Genomic DNA, 16,046 nt, shown 5'->3' on the forward strand with positions numbered 1-16,046 from the left:
ATCCCCCTCGGGCAGTCCCCGGGCGGCGGCGCCGGCGCCGCCGGAACCGGGCGCGTACCCCCGGGGTGTACCCGGCCCGCGGGGCCGGGACACCGTGAACAGGTGAGAGACCTCAGCGCCAACGGCCGACCTCGATGTTCTCGAGGACGCCCAGCGCGTCCGGCACGAGTACCGCCGCCGAGTGGTAGGCCGTCACCAGGTACTGGACGACCGCCTGTTCGTTGATGCCCATGAACCGCACGGACAGGCTCGGCTCGATCTCGTCAGGGATGCCCTGGGCGCGCAGCCCGATGACGCCCTGCTCCTCCTCGCCGGTGCGCATGGCGATGATCGAGCTGGTCCGGGCCTCGGTGACCGGGATCTTGTTGCACGGGAAGATCGGCACACCGCGCCAGGTGGGGATGCGGTGGCCGCCCATGTCGATGGTCTCCGGGACCAGTCCCCGCTTGTTGAGCTCGCGCCCGAACGCGGCGATGGCCCGCGGGTGGGCGAGGAAGAGTTTGGTGCCGCGGCGCCGGCTGAGCAGTTCGTCCATGTCGTCGGGGCCCGGCACCCCGTCGTGGGGCTGGATCCGCTGGTCGTACTCGCAGTTGTGCAGCAGGCCGAAGTCCCGGTTGTTGATCAGCTCGTGCTCCTGGCGCTCCTTGAGCGCCTCCACGGTCAGCCGGAGCTGCTGCTCGGTCTGGTTCATCGGCTGGTTGTAGAGGTCCGCCACGCGCGTGTGGATGCGCAGCACGGTCTGGGCGATGCTCAGTTCGTACTCGCGGGGCCTGGCCTCGTAGTCGACGAAGGTGTGCGGGATGTCCGGCTCGCCGCTGTGGCCGGCGGCGAGTTCGACGGCCTTCTCGCCGTACTTGTTGGTGCGCTGCGCCGGGATGGACCGCTGCCGCTGGAGGTGGGAGCGCAGCGACTCGGCGCGCTCGGCGACCTGCTCGAAGTCGTCACGCGACAGGACGAGGACGGTGCAGGCGGTGTCGGCGCGTGCGGTGTACTCCCAGATGGACTCGGAGTCCAGCAGCACCTGGTCGCCGAAGTGCGCCCCGTCGGCCAGGACGCCGAGGACCTGGTCGTCGCCGTAGGGGCCGGTGCCGACCTTCTCGACCCTGCCGTGGGCGAGCAGGTACACCTCCTCCGCCCGGTTGCCGAACGAGGCGATCACCTGGCCGGCGCCGATCTCCCGCTGCCGGCAGCGCCGGGCGAGTTCGGCGAGCACGTCCTCGTCCTCGTAACCCCGCAGGGCCGGCAGTTCGCCCAGCTCGGCCGGGATCACCTCGACCCGGTCGCCCGTCTTCACGAACGTGATCCGGCCGTCGCCGACGGTGTAGGCCAGCCGCCGGTTCACCCGGTACGTGCCGCCCTGCACGTCCACCCAGGGCAGCATCCGCAGCAGCCAGCGCGAGCTGATCTCCTGCATCTGTGGAACGGACTTGGTGGTGGTGGCCAGGTTCCGCGCGGCCGCGGTGCCGAGGCTCTGCTGCGGCCTGTCCGGCTCCGTGCGGATCTCTTCGCCTACCGACATAGACAATTGCCCTCCCGCTCATGCCCGGCGCGGTCCGCGCCGGGCACCGGTTTGCGGGCACAAGCCTTCCATCACGCAATGTGCTCGTGCCATTACACGAAAGAGCGGGAATGGATCATCGTCGTCCCGGGCACATGCGGCCTTTTCCGCCGGTCCGGCCGGGCCGCCGGACGGTTCCGCCGTCAGGCCCCCGGGCCCGCGCCCCGGACCCTGGCTCCGGGGACAATGGCCTGGTGACCAGTTCCGACGCTCCCGACGCTCCCGGTCCCGCCGCGCTCTCGCCGCGGCTGCCGTCGCCGCTGCAGGAGGCCGAGGACGACCGCTTCGCGCGCCGCGGTCTGCGGCTGCTCCTCAAGCGCGACGACCTGATCCACCCCGAGCTGGTCGGCAACAAGTGGCGCAAACTCGCGCCGAACCTGCCCGCCGCGGCCGGGCGGACGATCGTCACCTTCGGCGGCGCCTACTCCAACCATCTGCGCGCCACCGCCGCGGCGGGCCGGCTGCTCGGCCTGCCCACGGTCGGCGTGGTCCGCGGGCAGGAGCTGGCCGGCCGGCCCCTGAACCCCTCCCTGGCCCGCTGCGCGGCGGACGGGATGCGCCTGCACTTCGCCGACCGCCCGTCCTACCGCCGCAAGGAGGAGCCCGAGACCCTCGCGGCCCTGCTGCGCGCCGCCGGGGTGCGGGACGCCCACGTCGTCCCCGAGGGCGGCAGCAACGTCCTCGCCGTGCGCGGCTGCCGCGACCTCGGCCGGGAGCTGGGCGAGCACGCCGGCGTCGTCGCCCTGGCCTGCGGGACCGGCGGCACCCTCGCCGGGCTCGCCGCCGGTCTGCCGCCCGGCCGGCGCGCCCTCGGCATACCGGTGCTGAAGGGCGGCTTCCTGGCCGGCCGCGTACAGGCGCTTCAGGAGGAGGCGTTCGGCGCCCGCCGCGGCACCTGGTGGCTCGACGAGCGCTTCCACTTCGGCGGCTACGCCCGCACCACCGCCGAACTGCACGACTTCGCCGAGGACTTCACCGCACGCCACGGACTGCCCGTGGAGCGCGTGTACGTCGCCAAGATGCTGTACGCGCTGGTCGCGCTGGCCGGCGAGGGCGCCTTCCCGCGCGGGACGACGATCGCCGCGGTGATCACGGGCCGCCCGTTCCCCGAGGTGTCCTGACCCGCGCGCCCGGCTGTCCGGGTCACGCGGCCTCCCGGTAGGCCGCCGCCTCCTCCAGGTCCAGCCGGCGCAGCAGGCTGCGCAGCATCTCGTCGTCGATGTAGCGGCCGTCCCGCAGCCGTACGAACACCTCGCGCTCGGCGCTGATCACCTCGCGGGACAGGCGGCGGTAGGTGTCGTCGACCGACTCGCCGGTGACCGGATTGGTCTGGCCGAGGCGTTCCCACACGGAGTCGCGCCGGCGCTCCAGGACCATCCGCAGCCGGTCGGCGAGCGGTCCGGGCAGGGCGTTGCGCTCGTCGGCGAGGAGTTCCTCCAGGCGCCGCTCGGCGGCCAGCGAGGCCTGCGCCTGGGCGTTGGCCTCGGCGAGCGTGGCGGCCTGCGGATCGTAGCCGGGGAACTTCAGCAGCCGGATCAGCGGCGGCAGTGACAGGCCCTGCACCACCAGCGTTCCGATGACCGTGGTGAAGGTCAGGAACAGCAGCAGGTTGCGATGCGGGAACGGGCTGCCGTCGTGCAGCGCCGGCGGGATGGACGAGGCGATCGCGAGCGACACCACCCCCCGCATCCCGGCCCACGAGGTGATCAGCGCTCCTCGCCAGGTGGGGTTCTCCTCCCGCTCCCTGATCCGCCGGGACAGCAGCCGGGGCAGGAAGGCCGCCGGATACACCCAGACGAAGCGGGTGGCGACGACCACCAGGAAGAGGGCGGTCGCGTACCAGGCCGCCTCCGCGGCCCCGTACCCCTCGAGGCCGCCCAGGATGACCCGCAGTTGCAGTCCGATGAGGGCGAAGACCGCGGACTCCAGGATGAACGCGACCATCTTCCACACCGCCTCCTCCTGGAGCCGGGTGGCGAAGTCGACCTCCCACGCGCGGTGCCCCAGGTAGAGGGCGACCGTGACGACCGCGAGGACCCCGGAGGCACCCAGCTGCTCGGCGACGGCGTACGCGGCGAAGGGGATCAGCAGGGAGAGCGTGTTCTGCAGCAGGGCCTCCTTCAGGTGGGTGCGCAGCCAGTGCAGCGGCGCCATCAGCACCAGGCCGACACCGACCCCGCCGAAGGCCGCGATGGCGAACTCCTCGAGTCCGCCCGCCCAGGTCGCGCCCTCACCGACCGCCGCGCCCACCGCCACCTTGAACGCGGTGATCGCGGTGGCGTCGTTGAGCAGGGACTCCCCCTGGAGGATCGTGGTGATCCGCGAGGGAAGACCCACCCGGCGGGCGACCGCCGTCGCCGCGACCGCGTCCGGCGGCGCGATCACCGCGCCCAGCACCAGCGCCGCCGTCAGCGGCAGCCCGGGCACGATCAGATGGACGGCCGCGCCGACCACCACGGTCGCGAACAGCACGTACCCGACCGAGAGCAGCGCCACCGGCCGCAGGTATCTGCGGAGGCCGAGGTAGGAGCTGTCGACGGCCGACGTGTACAGCAGCGGGGGCAGCAGCAGCGGCAGCACGGTGTGGGCGTCGAGGCTGTACTCGGGCACCCCCGGGATGTAGGAGACCACCAGTCCGGCGGCGACCAGCAGCAGGGGCGCCGGCACGGGGGTCCGCCGGGCGGCGCCGGCCACCGCGGCACTGCCCGCCACCAGCAACAGCAGCGGCATCACGTCCATGGCCCTCGTCCGCCCATCGTCTCGTCCGCCCGTCTTCCCGCCCGCTTTTTCCGCGCGGTCACCGGCGCGCCCGTCGTAATCTGGCAATCATGAAACAGTGCACGCACGCCGGCACGCTGCCGGATCCGGAGCCCGCGGCCCAGACCGACACGTGCATGACGTGCCTGGCGGAGGGCACGCACCCGGTGCAGCTGCGGAAGTGCCTGACCTGTGGCCACGTCGCGTGCTGCGACTCCTCGCCGGGGCAGCACGCGACGAGGCACTACAAGGACACCGGCCACCCGGTGATGCGGACCGTCGAGCCCGGTGAGGACTGGCGCTGGTGCTTCGTGGACCACGTGCTCGTGTGACCGGGGCCGGGGACGGTTCGACCGTCTGACGTCTGGGTACGTCAACCCGGCGCGCGCAGTTCCCGATTGGCTCCGCAGACCCCTGTACACGGAGCGTGTCCGGAGTTTTACTATGAGTGACGGCAAGGGGTCGGGGCCCCGGGACAGGAATGCCGAGAGCGCGGTAGCGTCACCGCTGAACCACGTAGGGCGTTACCCCCGGGGGGCGACCCTCGGCCCTGAGAATGCTTGTACCACCTTGGAGGTGAGGGTGTCCCAGATCGCAGGCGAGCCCGCGGCGAACCAGGACTTCGTGGAGGTCCGGCTGCCGGCTGCGGGTGCCTACCTGTCGGTGCTGCGGACGGCCACGGCCGGCCTCGCGGCCCGTTTGGACTTCACCCTCGACGAGATCGAGGACCTTCGCATCGCGGTGGACGAGGCCTGCGCGATCCTGCTCCAGCAGGCCGTGCCCGGCTCGGTCCTCAGCTGCGTGTTCCGGCTCGTCGACGACTCGCTCGAGGTCACCGTCTCGGCCCCGACCACGGACGGTCACGCCCCTTCGCGGGACACCTTCGCCTGGACCGTCCTGTCCGCCCTGGCGGGCAAGGTCTCCTCGGCCGTGGACGAGGACAGGACCGTTTCGATCAGCCTCTACAAACAGCGCGGCGCGGGACCCGGGCCGGCGTGAGGAACGGGGACGGGCCGGTGCGGGACGAAGAGCGCGGCACACGGGAGCTGCCGGCCGAGGGCGGGATTCCCCCGCGCGCGGACGGGGCCGGGAATCCGGGCGCGGGCGGTCCGGACGCGGCCCGGCGCGCCCCGGGCGGCATCGACGGCATCCCCGAACAGGCCAGACCGCACCCGGAGGACGAGGCCCTCGGGGCGCGTCCCGCGGACGAGGCGCGGCGGCCGGACGGGGACGACGCCGTGACGGGCACGCCTTCGGCGGCGCGGAGCGAGGCCTCCGCCGGCCACGGGGGTCCTCCCACTCGAGACAGGCCGAGGGTGGGGGAGGAGGCGAGGTCTCGGGGAAGGGCGACGGGCGGGACGATGAGCGAGCACCAGCGGAACTCCGAGGACGACGCGCAGGGCGCGCCGAGTGTGCACGGCACGCCGCACGACCCGCAGGACCGCAGCGGCGCACGCGCGATGTTCGTCGAACTGCGCACCCTGAAGGAGGGCAGCCCGCAGTACGCGGAGCTGCGCAACCAGCTGGTGCGCATGCACCTGCCGCTGGTGGAGCACCTCGCGCGCCGCTTCCGCAACCGCGGGGAGCCGCTGGACGACCTCACCCAGGTCGCCACCATCGGTCTGATCAAGTCGGTGGACCGGTTCGACCCGGACCGCGGTGTGGAGTTCTCCACGTACGCCACTCCGACGGTCGTCGGCGAGATCAAGCGGCACTTCCGGGACAAGGGCTGGGCGGTGCGCGTGCCGCGCCGCCTCCAGGAGCTGCGGCTCGCGCTCACCACGGCGACGGCCGAGCTGTCCCAGCTGCACGGCCGCTCCCCCACGGTGCACGAACTCGCCGAGAAGCTCGCGATCTCCGAGGAGGAGGTCCTGGAGGGCCTGGAGTCGGCCAACGCCTACTCCACGCTGTCGCTGGACGTCCCCGACACCGACGACGAGTCCCCTGCGGTCGCGGACACCCTCGGCGCCGAGGACGAGGCGCTGGAGGGCGTGGAGTACCGCGAGTCGCTGAAGCCGCTCCTGGAGGACCTGCCGCCGCGCGAGAAGCGCATCCTGCTGCTGCGGTTCTTCGGCAACATGACCCAGTCGCAGATCGCGCAGGAGGTCGGCATCTCCCAGATGCACGTCTCCCGGCTGCTGGCCCGCACCCTGGCCCAGCTGCGGGAGAAGCTCCTGGTGGAGGAGTAGCGGCGCCCCGCGCCGCTACGGCTGCCGCTAGGGCTGCCGCTGCCCGGCGGTCCGCCGCCGCTCGGCCGGCTCCTGGGCGCGGCCCGGTCCCCTGATGCCGAGGGCCCGGGTCGTGGCGGGACTGACCAGCAGCACCAGCGCCGTCACGGCCACGACCGCGAGCACGACGCCGGCCGGGATGGCCACGCTGTCGGCCTGGAGCAGGCTGTAGGCCACGGGCAGCGCCATGATCTGCGTGATGACCGCCGGCCCCCGGCTCCAGCCGCGCCGCAGCAGCAGGCCGCGGGCGGCCAGCAGCGGCAGCAGCGCGAGCACCAGCACCGTGATACCGCCGGTGACCGCCTGCTGCCGGTCGCCGGTGTCCCCGGTGACGCCGAGGACGAGCATCCAGATCCCTCCGGCGAGCAGTGCCAGGCCCTCCAGCGCGCACAGCGCGGCGGCGTACGTCAGCCGCTTCGGGCGCGGCCTGGGGGCGTCCGCGGTTTCGGGGGTGGGGTTCTGCTCACTGCTCACCCCTGCAGGGTAGCCCTCGCGCGGCGGCCTCCCGTGTCGAGGCTCACGCCCGTGACTCTTACCCGATCCCTACCTCGGTATGGGCCGGGTACTACCCAGTAGGTACGCTGCACCCCATGCGTGCACTTCTCGTGGTCAATCCGGCGGCAACCACCACAAGCGCACGTACGCGCGACGTACTGATCCACGCGCTCGCGAGCGAGATGAAACTGGACGCGGTCACCACCGAGTACCGCGGCCACGCCCGCGACCTGGGCCGGCAGGCCGCGGACAGCGACGACATCGACCTGGTGGTGGCCCTGGGCGGCGACGGCACGGTCAACGAGGTCGTCAACGGACTGCTGCACCGCGGCCCCGACCCCGAGCACCTGCCACGCCTCGCCGTGGTGCCCGGCGGCTCCACGAACGTCTTCGCCCGCGCGCTGGGCCTGCCCAACGACGCGGTGGAGGCCACCGGAGCGATCCTGGACGCGCTGCGCGACGGCGGTGAGCGCACGGTCGGTCTGGGCCTGGCGTCCGGCACACCGGGCACGGAGGACGCCGCCGTACCGGCCCGCTGGTTCACCTTCAACGCCGGGCTGGGCTTCGACGCCGGCGTGGTCGGCCGGGTGGAACAGCAGCGCGAGCGCGGCAGGAGGTCCACCCACGCCCTCTACGTCCGGCAGGTGGTCCGCCAGTTCCTCGGGGAGACCCATCGCCGGCACGGGACGATCACCCTGGAGAGGGAGGACGGGGACCCGGTCACCGATCTGGTGGTCGCCATAGTGTCGAACACCTCACCGTGGACGTTCCTCGGCAATCGCCCGATGTACACCTCCCCCAAGGCGTCGTTCGACAAAGGGCTCGACGTACTCGGTCTCAGCCGTCTGTCCACGGCCGCGGTTGCCCGGTATGGCACCCAGTTGCTCACTTCGTCCCCGGAGCGGGGACCGCACGGCAGGCACGCATTTTCGTTGCACGACCTGACCCGCTTCACCTTGCATTCGAAGGTGCCGCTGCCTCTCCAGATGGACGGTGACCACCTGGGGCTGCGAAAGAGCGTGACGTTCACAGGCGTACGCCGTGCACTGCGTGTGATTGTGTGAGTGGAAGCGGCCAAAGTCCTTTCACTCGAACGTTTAGGCCAGGATCCACCCCATGGAAGTACGGCTGTGACCTAGTCGACACCGAGGAATCAAAAAAAACTTTCCGGAAGGGGTTGTATCCGCCGCCGAGGTTTGCGAGTCTCTACGTGGCGATCGGGGCGGCCCACCACACGGGCCCCAGAGGTCACCGGAACCCCTCTTCAATCCACAGGACCACGGTCAGGGCAACCTGGCGGTCGGCCCTTTGCTTGTCGAGGGATTCGTGAAAGCGTTCACATTCACAAGCAATCCGCACGAAATACCAAGAGAGGTAGCAGCCATGGACTGGCGTCACAACGCCGTTTGCCGCGAGGAAGACCCCGAGCTGTTCTTCCCCATCGGCAACACCGGTCCTGCGCTGCTGCAGATCGAGGAAGCCAAGGCCGTCTGCCGTCGCTGCCCCGTTGTAGAGCAGTGCCTGCAGTGGGCGCTCGAGTCCGGCCAGGACTCCGGCGTCTGGGGTGGTCTCAGCGAGGACGAGCGCCGCGCGATGAAGCGCCGTGCCGCCCGCAACCGGGCCCGTCAGGCCTCCGCCTGACCACAGCCACCCCGCTGACAGCCTGAGCTTGGCGGCGCGTACAGCGAGTACGCATCTCCCGCCCCCGAGCCGCAGCGCGCAGTACCCCGCGCTTGAAACAACAGCGAGCACTGGCCTCGGACCGAACGGGTCCGAGGCTTTTTGCTGTGCCGGGAGCCGTCAGCCGGGAGCGGGGAGCGGGGGAACGAAGAAGGACCGGAAGCGGAGAAGGACCCGGAGCGGAGACGGGGGTCGTGCGCCCCCGGGCCGGCGGGCGCACGCGCGGCACGGTGCCGGCTACTTCTGCGCCCGCACCGGGATGTCCAGGATCACGCGCGTGCCGCGTTCCGGGGCCGGGACCATGTCGAAGGCGCCGCCCAACTCGCCCTCGACCAGGGTGCGGACGATCTGCAGGCCGAGGTTGCCCGAGCGGTGCGGGTCGAAGCCCTCGGGCAGGCCCATCCCGTCGTCCTGGACGGTGACGAGCAGCCGGGCCTCGCGGCTGGTGCCGCCGCGCACCGCCGAGACCTCCACCGTCCCCGTCTCCCCCGGGCCGAAGCCGTGCTCCAGGGCGTTCTGCAGCACCTCGGTCAGCACCATCGACAGCGGGGTCGCCACCTCGGCGTCCAGGATGCCGAAGCGGCCGCTGCGCCGCCCGCTCACCCTGCCCGGCGAGATCTCCGCGACCATCGACAGCACCCGGTCGGCGATCTCGTCGAACTCCACACGCTCGTCCAGGTTCTGAGACAGCGTCTCATGCACGATCGCGATCGAGCCGACCCGCCGCACCGCCTCCTCCAGCGCCTCCCGGCCGCGCTCGGAGTCGATGCGCCGGGCCTGCAGCCTGAGCAGGGCCGCGACCGTCTGGAGGTTGTTCTTCACCCGGTGGTGGATCTCCCGGATGGTCGCGTCCTTGGTGATCAACTCGCGCTCGCGGCGCCGCAGTTCGGTGACGTCCCGGAGCAGTACCAGCGAACCGATGCGGGTGCCCTTGGGTTTGAGCGGGATGGCCCGGAACTGGATCACCCCCTCGCTCGACTCGATCTCGAACTCGCGGGGCGCCCAGCCGCTGGCCAGCTTCACCAGCGCCTCGTCCACCGGGCCCTTGGTGGGGGCCAGTTCCGCGGTGGTCCGGCCGAGGTGGTGCCCGACGAGGTCGGCGGCGAGGCCGAGGCGGTGGAAGGCCGACAGGGCGTTCGGGGAGGCGTACTGCACGATGCCGTCCGCGTCCAGCCGGATCAGGCCGTCCCCGACACGGGGCGAGGCGTCCATGTCGACCTGCTGGTCCGGGAAGGGGAAGGAGCCGGCCGCGATCATCTGCGCCAGGTCGGAGGCGCTCTGCAGATAGGTCAGCTCCAGCCGGCTGGGGGTGCGGACGGTCAGCAGATTGGTGTTGCGGGCGATGACCCCGAGGACGCGGCCCTCCCTGCGCACGGGGATCGACTCGACGCGGACGGGGACCTCCTCGCGCCACTCCGGGTCGCCCTCGCGCACGATCCGGCCCTCGTCGAGCGCCGCGTCCAGCATGGGCCGGCGGCCGCGGGGGACGAGGTGGCCGACCATGTCGTCCTGGTACGAGGTGGGGCCGGTGTTGGGCCGCATCTGGGCGACCGAGACGTACCGGGTGCCGTCGCGGGTGGGGACCCACAGGACCAGGTCGGCGAAGGAGAGGTCGGAGAGCAGCTGCCACTCCGAGACCAGCAGGTGGAGCCACTCGAGGTCGGAGTCGTCGAGGGCGGTGTGCTGGCGTACGAGTTCGTTCATGGAGGGCACGTCTGCGAGCCTACCTGGGGCTTTGTGCGTGGGCTCGGGTACACCCGCGGGCCGCGGCGCGCGAGAGGGACCCTCAACCCTCCCGGCACCGCAGCCCGGAGCAGTATCGGCCGTGGGGTGTGCGGTCCCGGTCGGCCGAAGGATGAGGACCCGGGGCAGTCAGGGCAGAGAGCTCCGGTTCCTCGGTCCGCCTTCCTGTGCGGGGAAGGCGGAGGCTCGTGCGTTCATCTGTCGCGCGCGGACGGGCCGCGTGCGTCGCGCTGTTCGAGACTTCCCCCCGCATTGTGGACTAGACCAGTTGCGCCTGTCCATGAGCGGGGCGAGCTTCGTCGGTGTTTCTTTCCACCGGCGGGCGGCCCCGCGGGACCGGCTCGCCGCTTCGCCGGTCGCCCGGCGTGCACCACGCAGCCTAGCCCGCCCGGCCCCGGATGCGGGACGGGATGACCGCCCCGATTTCCGCGAGTGCTCCGTTCCCCACCGGCTCGCGCCGTCGCGCGCCTCCCGGGCGGGCCCCGCCGGGCCCCCGCCCCTGCGGCAACCGCTCCCCGATCCGTGGGTCGCGGGGGTCAGTGGGTACTCCTGAGCCTGCGGGTGCTCCCCCGCCCACGCCGCTTCCCCGGCCCGTGGCTCCGAGCGCGCCGCACCCCGGCGCCACACCCCCACCTCTGTTAGATTGGTCTAAACCACACGACCCTCGTTGTCGGGTCCCGTCCCCTCTCCCAAGATCGGCAGGCCCAGCGTGGAAGTTGTCATCGTTCCGGACGCCCGAGCGGGCGGCGAGCTCATCGCCGAGGCCATGGCGCAGCTGCTGCGGCGCAAGCCCGACGCCCTCCTCGGTGTGGCGACGGGTTCGACGCCGCTGCCCGTCTACGAGGCGCTCGCGGCCAAGGCGGGCTCCGGCGCCGTGGACACCTCGCGGGCGCGGGTCGCCCAGCTCGACGAGTACGTGGGGCTGCCCGCCGACCATCCCGAGTCCTACCGCTCCGTGCTGCGGCGGGAGGTGCTGGAGCCGCTCGGGATCAAGATGGAGGCGTTCCTCGGGCCCGACGGCACGGCCGAGGACGTGCAGGCCGCCTGCGAGGCGTACGACAGGGCTCTCGCCGAGGCCGGCGGGGTGGACCTCCAGCTGCTCGGGATCGGGACCGACGGGCACATCGGGTTCAACGAGCCGTGCTCCTCGCTCGCCTCGCGCACCCGGATCAAGACGCTGACCGAGCAGACCCGCGTCGACAACGCCCGCTTCTTCGGCGGGGACGTGGAGCAGGTGCCGCACCACGTCATCACGCAGGGCATCGGCACGATCCTGGAGGCGCGGCACCTGGTGCTGCTGGCCACGGGCGAGGGCAAGGCGGACGCGGTCGCCGCGACCGTGGAGGGCCCGGTCGCCGCCGTCTGCCCGGCCTCGGCGCTGCAGCTCCACCCGCACGCCACGGTCGTCGTCGACGAGCCCGCCGCGGCCAAGCTGAAGCTCGCGGACTACTTCCGCCACACCTACGCCAACAAGCCGTCCTGGCAGGGCCTGTAGCCCCTGCCGGACCTCACCGGAAGGCGACGGGCAGCCCGAGGGCCCCGAGGCGCGGGGAGGGTCCTGGAGCCCCATCTCCGCGGCCCGTCGGGCGGACCGCGCCCGGCAGCCGCTCGCCGGGCCGGGCGGCCGGGCCTGGGGGCCGGGCCCGGGCGGGTCACCTGTCAGCCGCGCCGCCCCGGGCCGGGCGGTTCCCGGACCCCGCCGCACGGGCCGGGGTCGAGCCCGTAACCGAGGCGGGGCGAACTGCCCACGGCCCGGTACCGCCCCGGTCACCGGCCATCCCCACCTCACTCGCAGCCCGCGGCCCGGAACCCACAGCACGCAGCCCGCAGCCCGCCGGCCGGAGCAACCCCGGCCGCCCGGCCCGAGGGCCACGTGCCGTCGCCCTCGGGCCGGGTGCGCGCCCCGGCACGGCCTCCGGCCGCAGGGCGACCCCTCGTACCGCCCCCCGGCCGCAGACCGGCCACCTGGCACCCACGGCCGCACACCGGCCCGCCCCGCCCCACGAGGCCACCGCCCACGTGCCACCCGCCCGCAGTGCGCCCCCGGCAGAGCGTCCCGCCTTGGCCGGGTGGCGGGCCGCCGCAGGGCGCCCCGGCCGGACGGCAGGACGCCGTGCCGCGTCGCCGCCGGCGGCTCCGGCGGCTGCGGGGCGGAACCAGCGGCTCCGGCGCCGAACCGGCCCGGGCCGTCCCGGTGTTCACTCGCCCGCGATGACCTCCGCGGCGGCCCGGCCGCAGACGCGGGCCGCGCCGTGGGTGGCGATGTGCAGGGCGCCACGGGCCGGGGCCTGCGGGACGCCCATCTCGACGACGACCGTGTCGGGGCGGGCCGCGAGCAGGGCGCCGAGGGCGGACGCCATCCAGGGGTGGCGGTGTTCGTCCCGGACGACGGCGACCACCCGGCGGTCGCCGGCCGCCTCCAGGGCCGCGCGGCCCGCGTCCTCGCCGGCGAAGCTGCCCGTCCGGGTGCCCGGCAGCAGCCGGGTGAGCTCGGCGGCCACGCCCCAGGGCGTCTCGTCGCCGACCGCGATGTTGGCGACGGGCGTCAGCGCGGCCACGTAGGGCGGTTCGGTCAGCGGGGCGAAGCCCTCGCCGCCGGTGATCCGCAGTGCGCGCCGGGCCGCCCGCAGGCCGACCGCCTCGTCGGCGGCGGCCCGCGCCGCGGGAGCCGCCCGCTGAGTCCAGCGGGCGAGGGCGCGCACCCGAGCGGCGGCGTCCGCCAGCCGTTCCTCGGGCAGTTCACCGGCGCGGACGGCGGTCACGAGGGCGTCGCGCAGGCGCCGTACGGTCTCGTCGTCCGCCAGCCCGCCGCCCACGCAGATCGCGTCCGCGCCCGCCGCGACGGCCAGCACGCTGCCCCGTTCGATGCCGTAGGTGCCGGCGATGGCCCGCATCTCCATGCCGTCGGTGACGATCAGCCCGTCGTAGCCGAGTTCACCGCGCAGCAGCGCGGTGAGCACCCGGCGGGACAACGTTGCCGGACGGTCCGGGTCCAGCGCGGGGACCAGGATGTGGGCGCTCATCACCGCCTTGGTCCCGGCCTCGATCGCGGCCCGGAAGGGGGCGAGTTCGCGCTCCTGGAGCACCGGGGCGTCCACGTCGATGCGGGGCAGCGCGTGGTGGGAGTCGACGGCGGTGTCGCCGTGCCCGGGGAAGTGCTTGGTGCAGGCGGCCACGCCCGCGGACTGCAGTCCGGTGACGTAGGCGGCGGTGTGCCGGGCGACCAGCGCGGTGTCGGCACCGAAGGAGCGCACCCCGATGACCGGGTTGCCGGGATTGGAGTTGACGTCCGCGGACGGGGCCCAGTTGAGGTTCACCCCGCACTCCGCCAGGCGCCGGCCCAGCTCCCGGGCCACGGCCCGGGTCAGGTCCGCGTCGTCCACCGCGCCGAGCGCGTGGTTGCCGGGGAAGCTGGAGCCCGTGCGCACCTCCAGCCGGGTGACGTCGCCGCCCTCCTCGTCGATGGCGACCAGGACGTCCTCGCGTTCGGCGCGCAACTGTGCGGTCAGGGCGGCCAGTTGCTCGGGGGAGGCGATGTTGCGGCCGAACAGGCCGACGGAGGCCAGCCCTTCTCCCAGGCGGCGCAGCAGCCAGTCGGGGGCCTCGGTGCCGGTGAAGCCCGGCTGGAGGACGGTGAGCGCGTCACGCGTCAGGCTGTCGTTCTCCGAGTTGGACGCAGTGGTACCGCTGGCGAATGTCGTCATCGGGTGGCGTTATCCCTTCACGGCGCCCGCGGTCAGGCCCGCGGCCATCTTGCGCTGGACGAGGAGGAACAGGACGACGATCGGCACGGCCATCATCGTGGCGCCGGCCATCATCGGGGCGTACTCGGTGCCGTGCTTGGTGGTGAAGTTGCCGAGCCAGACGGTCGCGGTCTGGTGCTCCTGGCTCATCAGCATCAGCGCGTACAGGTACTCGTTCCAGGCCTGGATGAAGCCGTAGACCGAGGTGGCGACCATGCCGGGGGCGAGCAGCGGGAGGACCACGCGGAGGAAGGCGCCGGTGCGCGAGCAGCCGTCGACCATCGCGGCCTCCTCCAGTTCGCGCGGGATGTTGACGATGAAGCCGCGCAGCGTCCACACGGTGAAGGGGAGGACGAAGGTGAGGTAGGTGATGACGAGGCCGGTCAGCCGGTCGTACTGGTCGAGGTCGTTCAGCAGCAGGAAGACCGGGATGATCATGGCGACCAGCGGCACCATCTGCACCGCCAGGATGCCGACGATCACGATCTTCCGCCCGCGGAAGGCGAACCGGGAGATGGCGAGCGCCGCCAGCATCCCGACGACCATGCCGATCACCACGACCGACAGCGAGACCACCAGGCTGCGCCCGACCGGGCCCCAGAAGTCGGCGATGTCCAGGGCACGGCCGAAGTTCGACAGCGTCAGCCCCGTGGGCAGCAGGGCCGGGTCCGGGTCGATGGCGTCCTTGGCCGGTTTGAAGGCCGTGTCGAGCATCCAGTAGAGGGGGAAGCCGGCGGTGAGGAAGACCAGGAGGCCGACGAGGTTCCAGCCCAGTTTCGACCTGCGGCGGGACGCGGGGGCGAGCGTGCTCATTCGACCTCTCCGATCTTCAGCATCTGGCGCATGTAGACGGCGACGACGCCGAGCAGCAGCAGTACGGTGATCAGGGCGATCGCCGAGCCCTGCGCGTAGTCGTTGACCACGAAGGCGCGGTCGTAGGAGTAGGTGTTGAGCACCTGGAACTCCGCCTCGGGGTGGCCGCCCCGCATGACGAACACCTGCGGGAAGACGCCCATGTCCCAGATCACCGACAGGGTCGTGAGCATCACGATGATCGGCTTGAGGACGGGCAGGGTGACGTACCGGAAGACGCCCCAGGCGCCCGCGCCGTCCAGCCGCGCGGCCTCCTCCAGCTCCCTGGGCACCTGGGTCAGGCCGGCGCTGAGGGTGATGACCACGAAGGGCACGGCCCCCCACACCACCAGCAGCATGATCACGGCCAGTCCCTGGGGGCCGTCGGCGAACCAGTTGTGGCCGATCATCTCGACGCCGGGCACCTTGCTGAGCAGTGCGTTGAGGACGCCGTAGTCGGAGTCGAAGAGCCACTTGAAGACGGTGGTGGCCACGATGACCGGCATGCCCCAGCTCGCCACGAGCACGATGTTGATCAGGGTCTTCATCCAGGGGGAGACGCGCTGCAGCAGCAGCGCGATCGCCATCCCGGCGACCATGGTGAGCACCACCGAGCCGCCGGCGAAGACGACCGTGCGCAGCACGACGGCCCAGAACTCGCGGTCGCCGAGCACCTCGGTGAAGTTGGCGAGTCCGACCCACTCGGCCGGCTGGAAGCCCCACAGCTGGGGCTGGCCGAACTTCTGGAAGGACAGGGTGACCAGCCGGGCCAGCGGATAGGCCATCACCAGGGCCAGCACCAGCAGACAGGGCGCGAGCAGCAGCCAGGGCGTCGCCGCCCCGCCCGACGTCGCGCGCCGTCTGCGCGGCCGGTCCGGGGCGGCCGGCGGCGGCGCCTGCCGCGGTGGCGGCACCTTGGCGGGGGTGGTCGTGTCTGCGGCACTCATCGCGCGCTCCTCAGCGGTCCCTCAGGGGTCGTACGAAGGCGAA

The 16,046-nt window shown here is 72.6% G+C and carries 14 protein-coding genes; 7 read left to right on the forward strand and 7 right to left on the reverse strand.

From position 1 onward, the window contains the following. Positions 1–112: 112 nt before the first annotated feature. Positions 113–1,519, reverse strand: coding sequence for a family 2B encapsulin nanocompartment shell protein (locus ACI2LW_RS00130; RefSeq protein WP_404728833.1), 1,407 nt, complete (start codon positions 1,517–1,519; stop codon positions 113–115). Positions 1,520–1,752: 233 nt separating this feature from the next. Between ACI2LW_RS00130 and ACI2LW_RS00135 the strand changes: the two genes are divergently transcribed. Then, on the forward strand, positions 1,753–2,679 hold the full coding sequence (locus ACI2LW_RS00135; RefSeq protein WP_404728834.1) for a 1-aminocyclopropane-1-carboxylate deaminase/D-cysteine desulfhydrase: 927 nt from the start codon (positions 1,753–1,755) through the stop codon (positions 2,677–2,679). A gap of 22 nt (positions 2,680–2,701) precedes the next feature. On the opposite strand, the gene ACI2LW_RS00140 is transcribed toward ACI2LW_RS00135, so the two are convergent. Continuing rightward, a complete protein-coding gene (locus ACI2LW_RS00140) occupies positions 2,702–4,297 on the reverse strand; it encodes a Na+/H+ antiporter (protein WP_404728835.1) in 1,596 nt (531 codons plus the stop codon). Between the two features lie 89 nt (positions 4,298–4,386). Here ACI2LW_RS00140 and ACI2LW_RS00145 point away from each other — a divergent pair, with 89 nt between their 5' ends. The 3 genes from ACI2LW_RS00145 (at position 4,387) to ACI2LW_RS00155 (ending at position 6,504) form a co-directional block, all read left to right on the forward strand. Then, the gene (locus tag ACI2LW_RS00145) at positions 4,387–4,647 is read left to right on the forward strand and encodes a UBP-type zinc finger domain-containing protein (RefSeq protein ID WP_404728836.1); all 261 of its coding nucleotides are present in this window, start codon (positions 4,387–4,389) and stop codon (positions 4,645–4,647) included. A gap of 250 nt (positions 4,648–4,897) precedes the next feature. Next, positions 4,898–5,314: an anti-sigma regulatory factor gene (locus ACI2LW_RS00150; RefSeq protein WP_137301875.1), complete on the forward strand. Its 417-nt coding sequence runs from the start codon at positions 4,898–4,900 to the stop codon at positions 5,312–5,314. Positions 5,315–5,331: 17 nt separating this feature from the next. After that, positions 5,332–6,504 carry a SigB/SigF/SigG family RNA polymerase sigma factor gene (locus ACI2LW_RS00155; RefSeq protein WP_404728837.1) on the forward strand — a complete coding sequence of 391 codons (1,173 nt, stop codon included), beginning with the start codon at positions 5,332–5,334 and terminating at the stop codon, positions 6,502–6,504. A gap of 27 nt (positions 6,505–6,531) precedes the next feature. Here the strand turns inward: ACI2LW_RS00155 and ACI2LW_RS00160 are convergent, their stop codons facing one another. Beyond that, positions 6,532–7,017: a hypothetical protein gene (locus tag ACI2LW_RS00160; protein WP_404728838.1), complete on the reverse strand. Its 486-nt coding sequence runs from the start codon at positions 7,015–7,017 to the stop codon at positions 6,532–6,534. A 116-nt stretch (positions 7,018–7,133) separates the two neighbouring features. Here ACI2LW_RS00160 and ACI2LW_RS00165 point away from each other — a divergent pair, with 116 nt between their 5' ends. Together ACI2LW_RS00165 and ACI2LW_RS00170 are read left to right on the forward strand one after the other, a co-directional pair. Then, positions 7,134–8,102, forward strand: a complete 969-nt coding sequence (locus ACI2LW_RS00165) for a diacylglycerol/lipid kinase family protein (RefSeq protein ID WP_404728839.1) — start codon at positions 7,134–7,136, stop codon at positions 8,100–8,102. Positions 8,103–8,421: 319 nt separating this feature from the next. Further along, positions 8,422–8,679, forward strand: a complete 258-nt coding sequence (locus ACI2LW_RS00170; protein WP_040248489.1) for a WhiB family transcriptional regulator — start codon at positions 8,422–8,424, stop codon at positions 8,677–8,679. A 276-nt stretch (positions 8,680–8,955) separates the two neighbouring features. Here ACI2LW_RS00170 and ACI2LW_RS00175 read toward each other — a convergent pair whose 3' ends face one another. Next, on the reverse strand, positions 8,956–10,422 hold the full coding sequence (locus ACI2LW_RS00175) for a PAS domain-containing sensor histidine kinase (protein WP_404729475.1): 1,467 nt from the start codon (positions 10,420–10,422) through the stop codon (positions 8,956–8,958). Positions 10,423–11,170: 748 nt separating this feature from the next. Here ACI2LW_RS00175 and nagB point away from each other — a divergent pair. Beyond that, a complete protein-coding gene (gene nagB, locus ACI2LW_RS00180) occupies positions 11,171–11,956 on the forward strand; it encodes a glucosamine-6-phosphate deaminase (RefSeq protein WP_404728840.1) in 786 nt (261 codons plus the stop codon). Between the two features lie 703 nt (positions 11,957–12,659). Here nagB and ACI2LW_RS00185 read toward each other — a convergent pair. Genes ACI2LW_RS00185 through ACI2LW_RS00195 form a run of 3 tightly spaced genes read right to left on the reverse strand, consistent with a single transcriptional unit; the run spans position 12,660 to position 16,003 of the window. Next, on the reverse strand, positions 12,660–14,165 hold the full coding sequence (locus ACI2LW_RS00185) for a glycoside hydrolase family 3 protein (protein ID WP_404728841.1): 1,506 nt from the start codon (positions 14,163–14,165) through the stop codon (positions 12,660–12,662). Between the two features lie 9 nt (positions 14,166–14,174). Continuing rightward, on the reverse strand, positions 14,175–15,017 hold the full coding sequence (locus tag ACI2LW_RS00190; RefSeq protein WP_404728842.1) for a carbohydrate ABC transporter permease: 843 nt from the start codon (positions 15,015–15,017) through the stop codon (positions 14,175–14,177). Then, complete coding sequence (locus tag ACI2LW_RS00195) at positions 15,014–16,003, reverse strand: carbohydrate ABC transporter permease (protein WP_404728843.1); 990 nt, start codon at positions 16,001–16,003, stop codon at positions 15,014–15,016. Before ACI2LW_RS00195 ends, ACI2LW_RS00190 begins: the two co-directional genes overlap by 4 nt. Positions 16,004–16,046 lie beyond the last annotated feature (43 nt).

Source organism: Streptomyces sp. NPDC004065 (assembly GCF_044903565.1).
GTDB lineage: Bacteria > Actinomycetota > Actinomycetes > Streptomycetales > Streptomycetaceae > Streptomyces.

Excerpts from the sequence above, each read along its gene's own strand:
- ACI2LW_RS00130 (WP_404728833.1), bottom strand. The coding sequence starts at position 1,519 with ATGTCGGTAGGCGAAGAGATCCGCACGGAGCCGGACAGGCCGCAGCAG.
- ACI2LW_RS00170 (WP_040248489.1), top strand. The coding sequence starts at position 8,422 with ATGGACTGGCGTCACAACGCCGTTTGCCGCGAGGAAGACCCCGAGCTG.
- ACI2LW_RS00195 (WP_404728843.1), bottom strand. The coding sequence starts at position 16,003 with ATGAGTGCCGCAGACACGACCACCCCCGCCAAGGTGCCGCCACCGCGG.
- ACI2LW_RS00185 (WP_404728841.1), bottom strand. The coding sequence starts at position 14,165 with ATGACGACATTCGCCAGCGGTACCACTGCGTCCAACTCGGAGAACGAC.
- ACI2LW_RS00175 (WP_404729475.1), bottom strand. The coding sequence starts at position 10,422 with ATGAACGAACTCGTACGCCAGCACACCGCCCTCGACGACTCCGACCTC.
- ACI2LW_RS00145 (WP_404728836.1), top strand. The coding sequence starts at position 4,387 with ATGAAACAGTGCACGCACGCCGGCACGCTGCCGGATCCGGAGCCCGCG.
- ACI2LW_RS00190 (WP_404728842.1), bottom strand. The coding sequence starts at position 15,017 with ATGAGCACGCTCGCCCCCGCGTCCCGCCGCAGGTCGAAACTGGGCTGG.
- ACI2LW_RS00165 (WP_404728839.1), top strand. The coding sequence starts at position 7,134 with ATGCGTGCACTTCTCGTGGTCAATCCGGCGGCAACCACCACAAGCGCA.
- ACI2LW_RS00140 (WP_404728835.1), bottom strand. The coding sequence starts at position 4,297 with ATGGACGTGATGCCGCTGCTGTTGCTGGTGGCGGGCAGTGCCGCGGTG.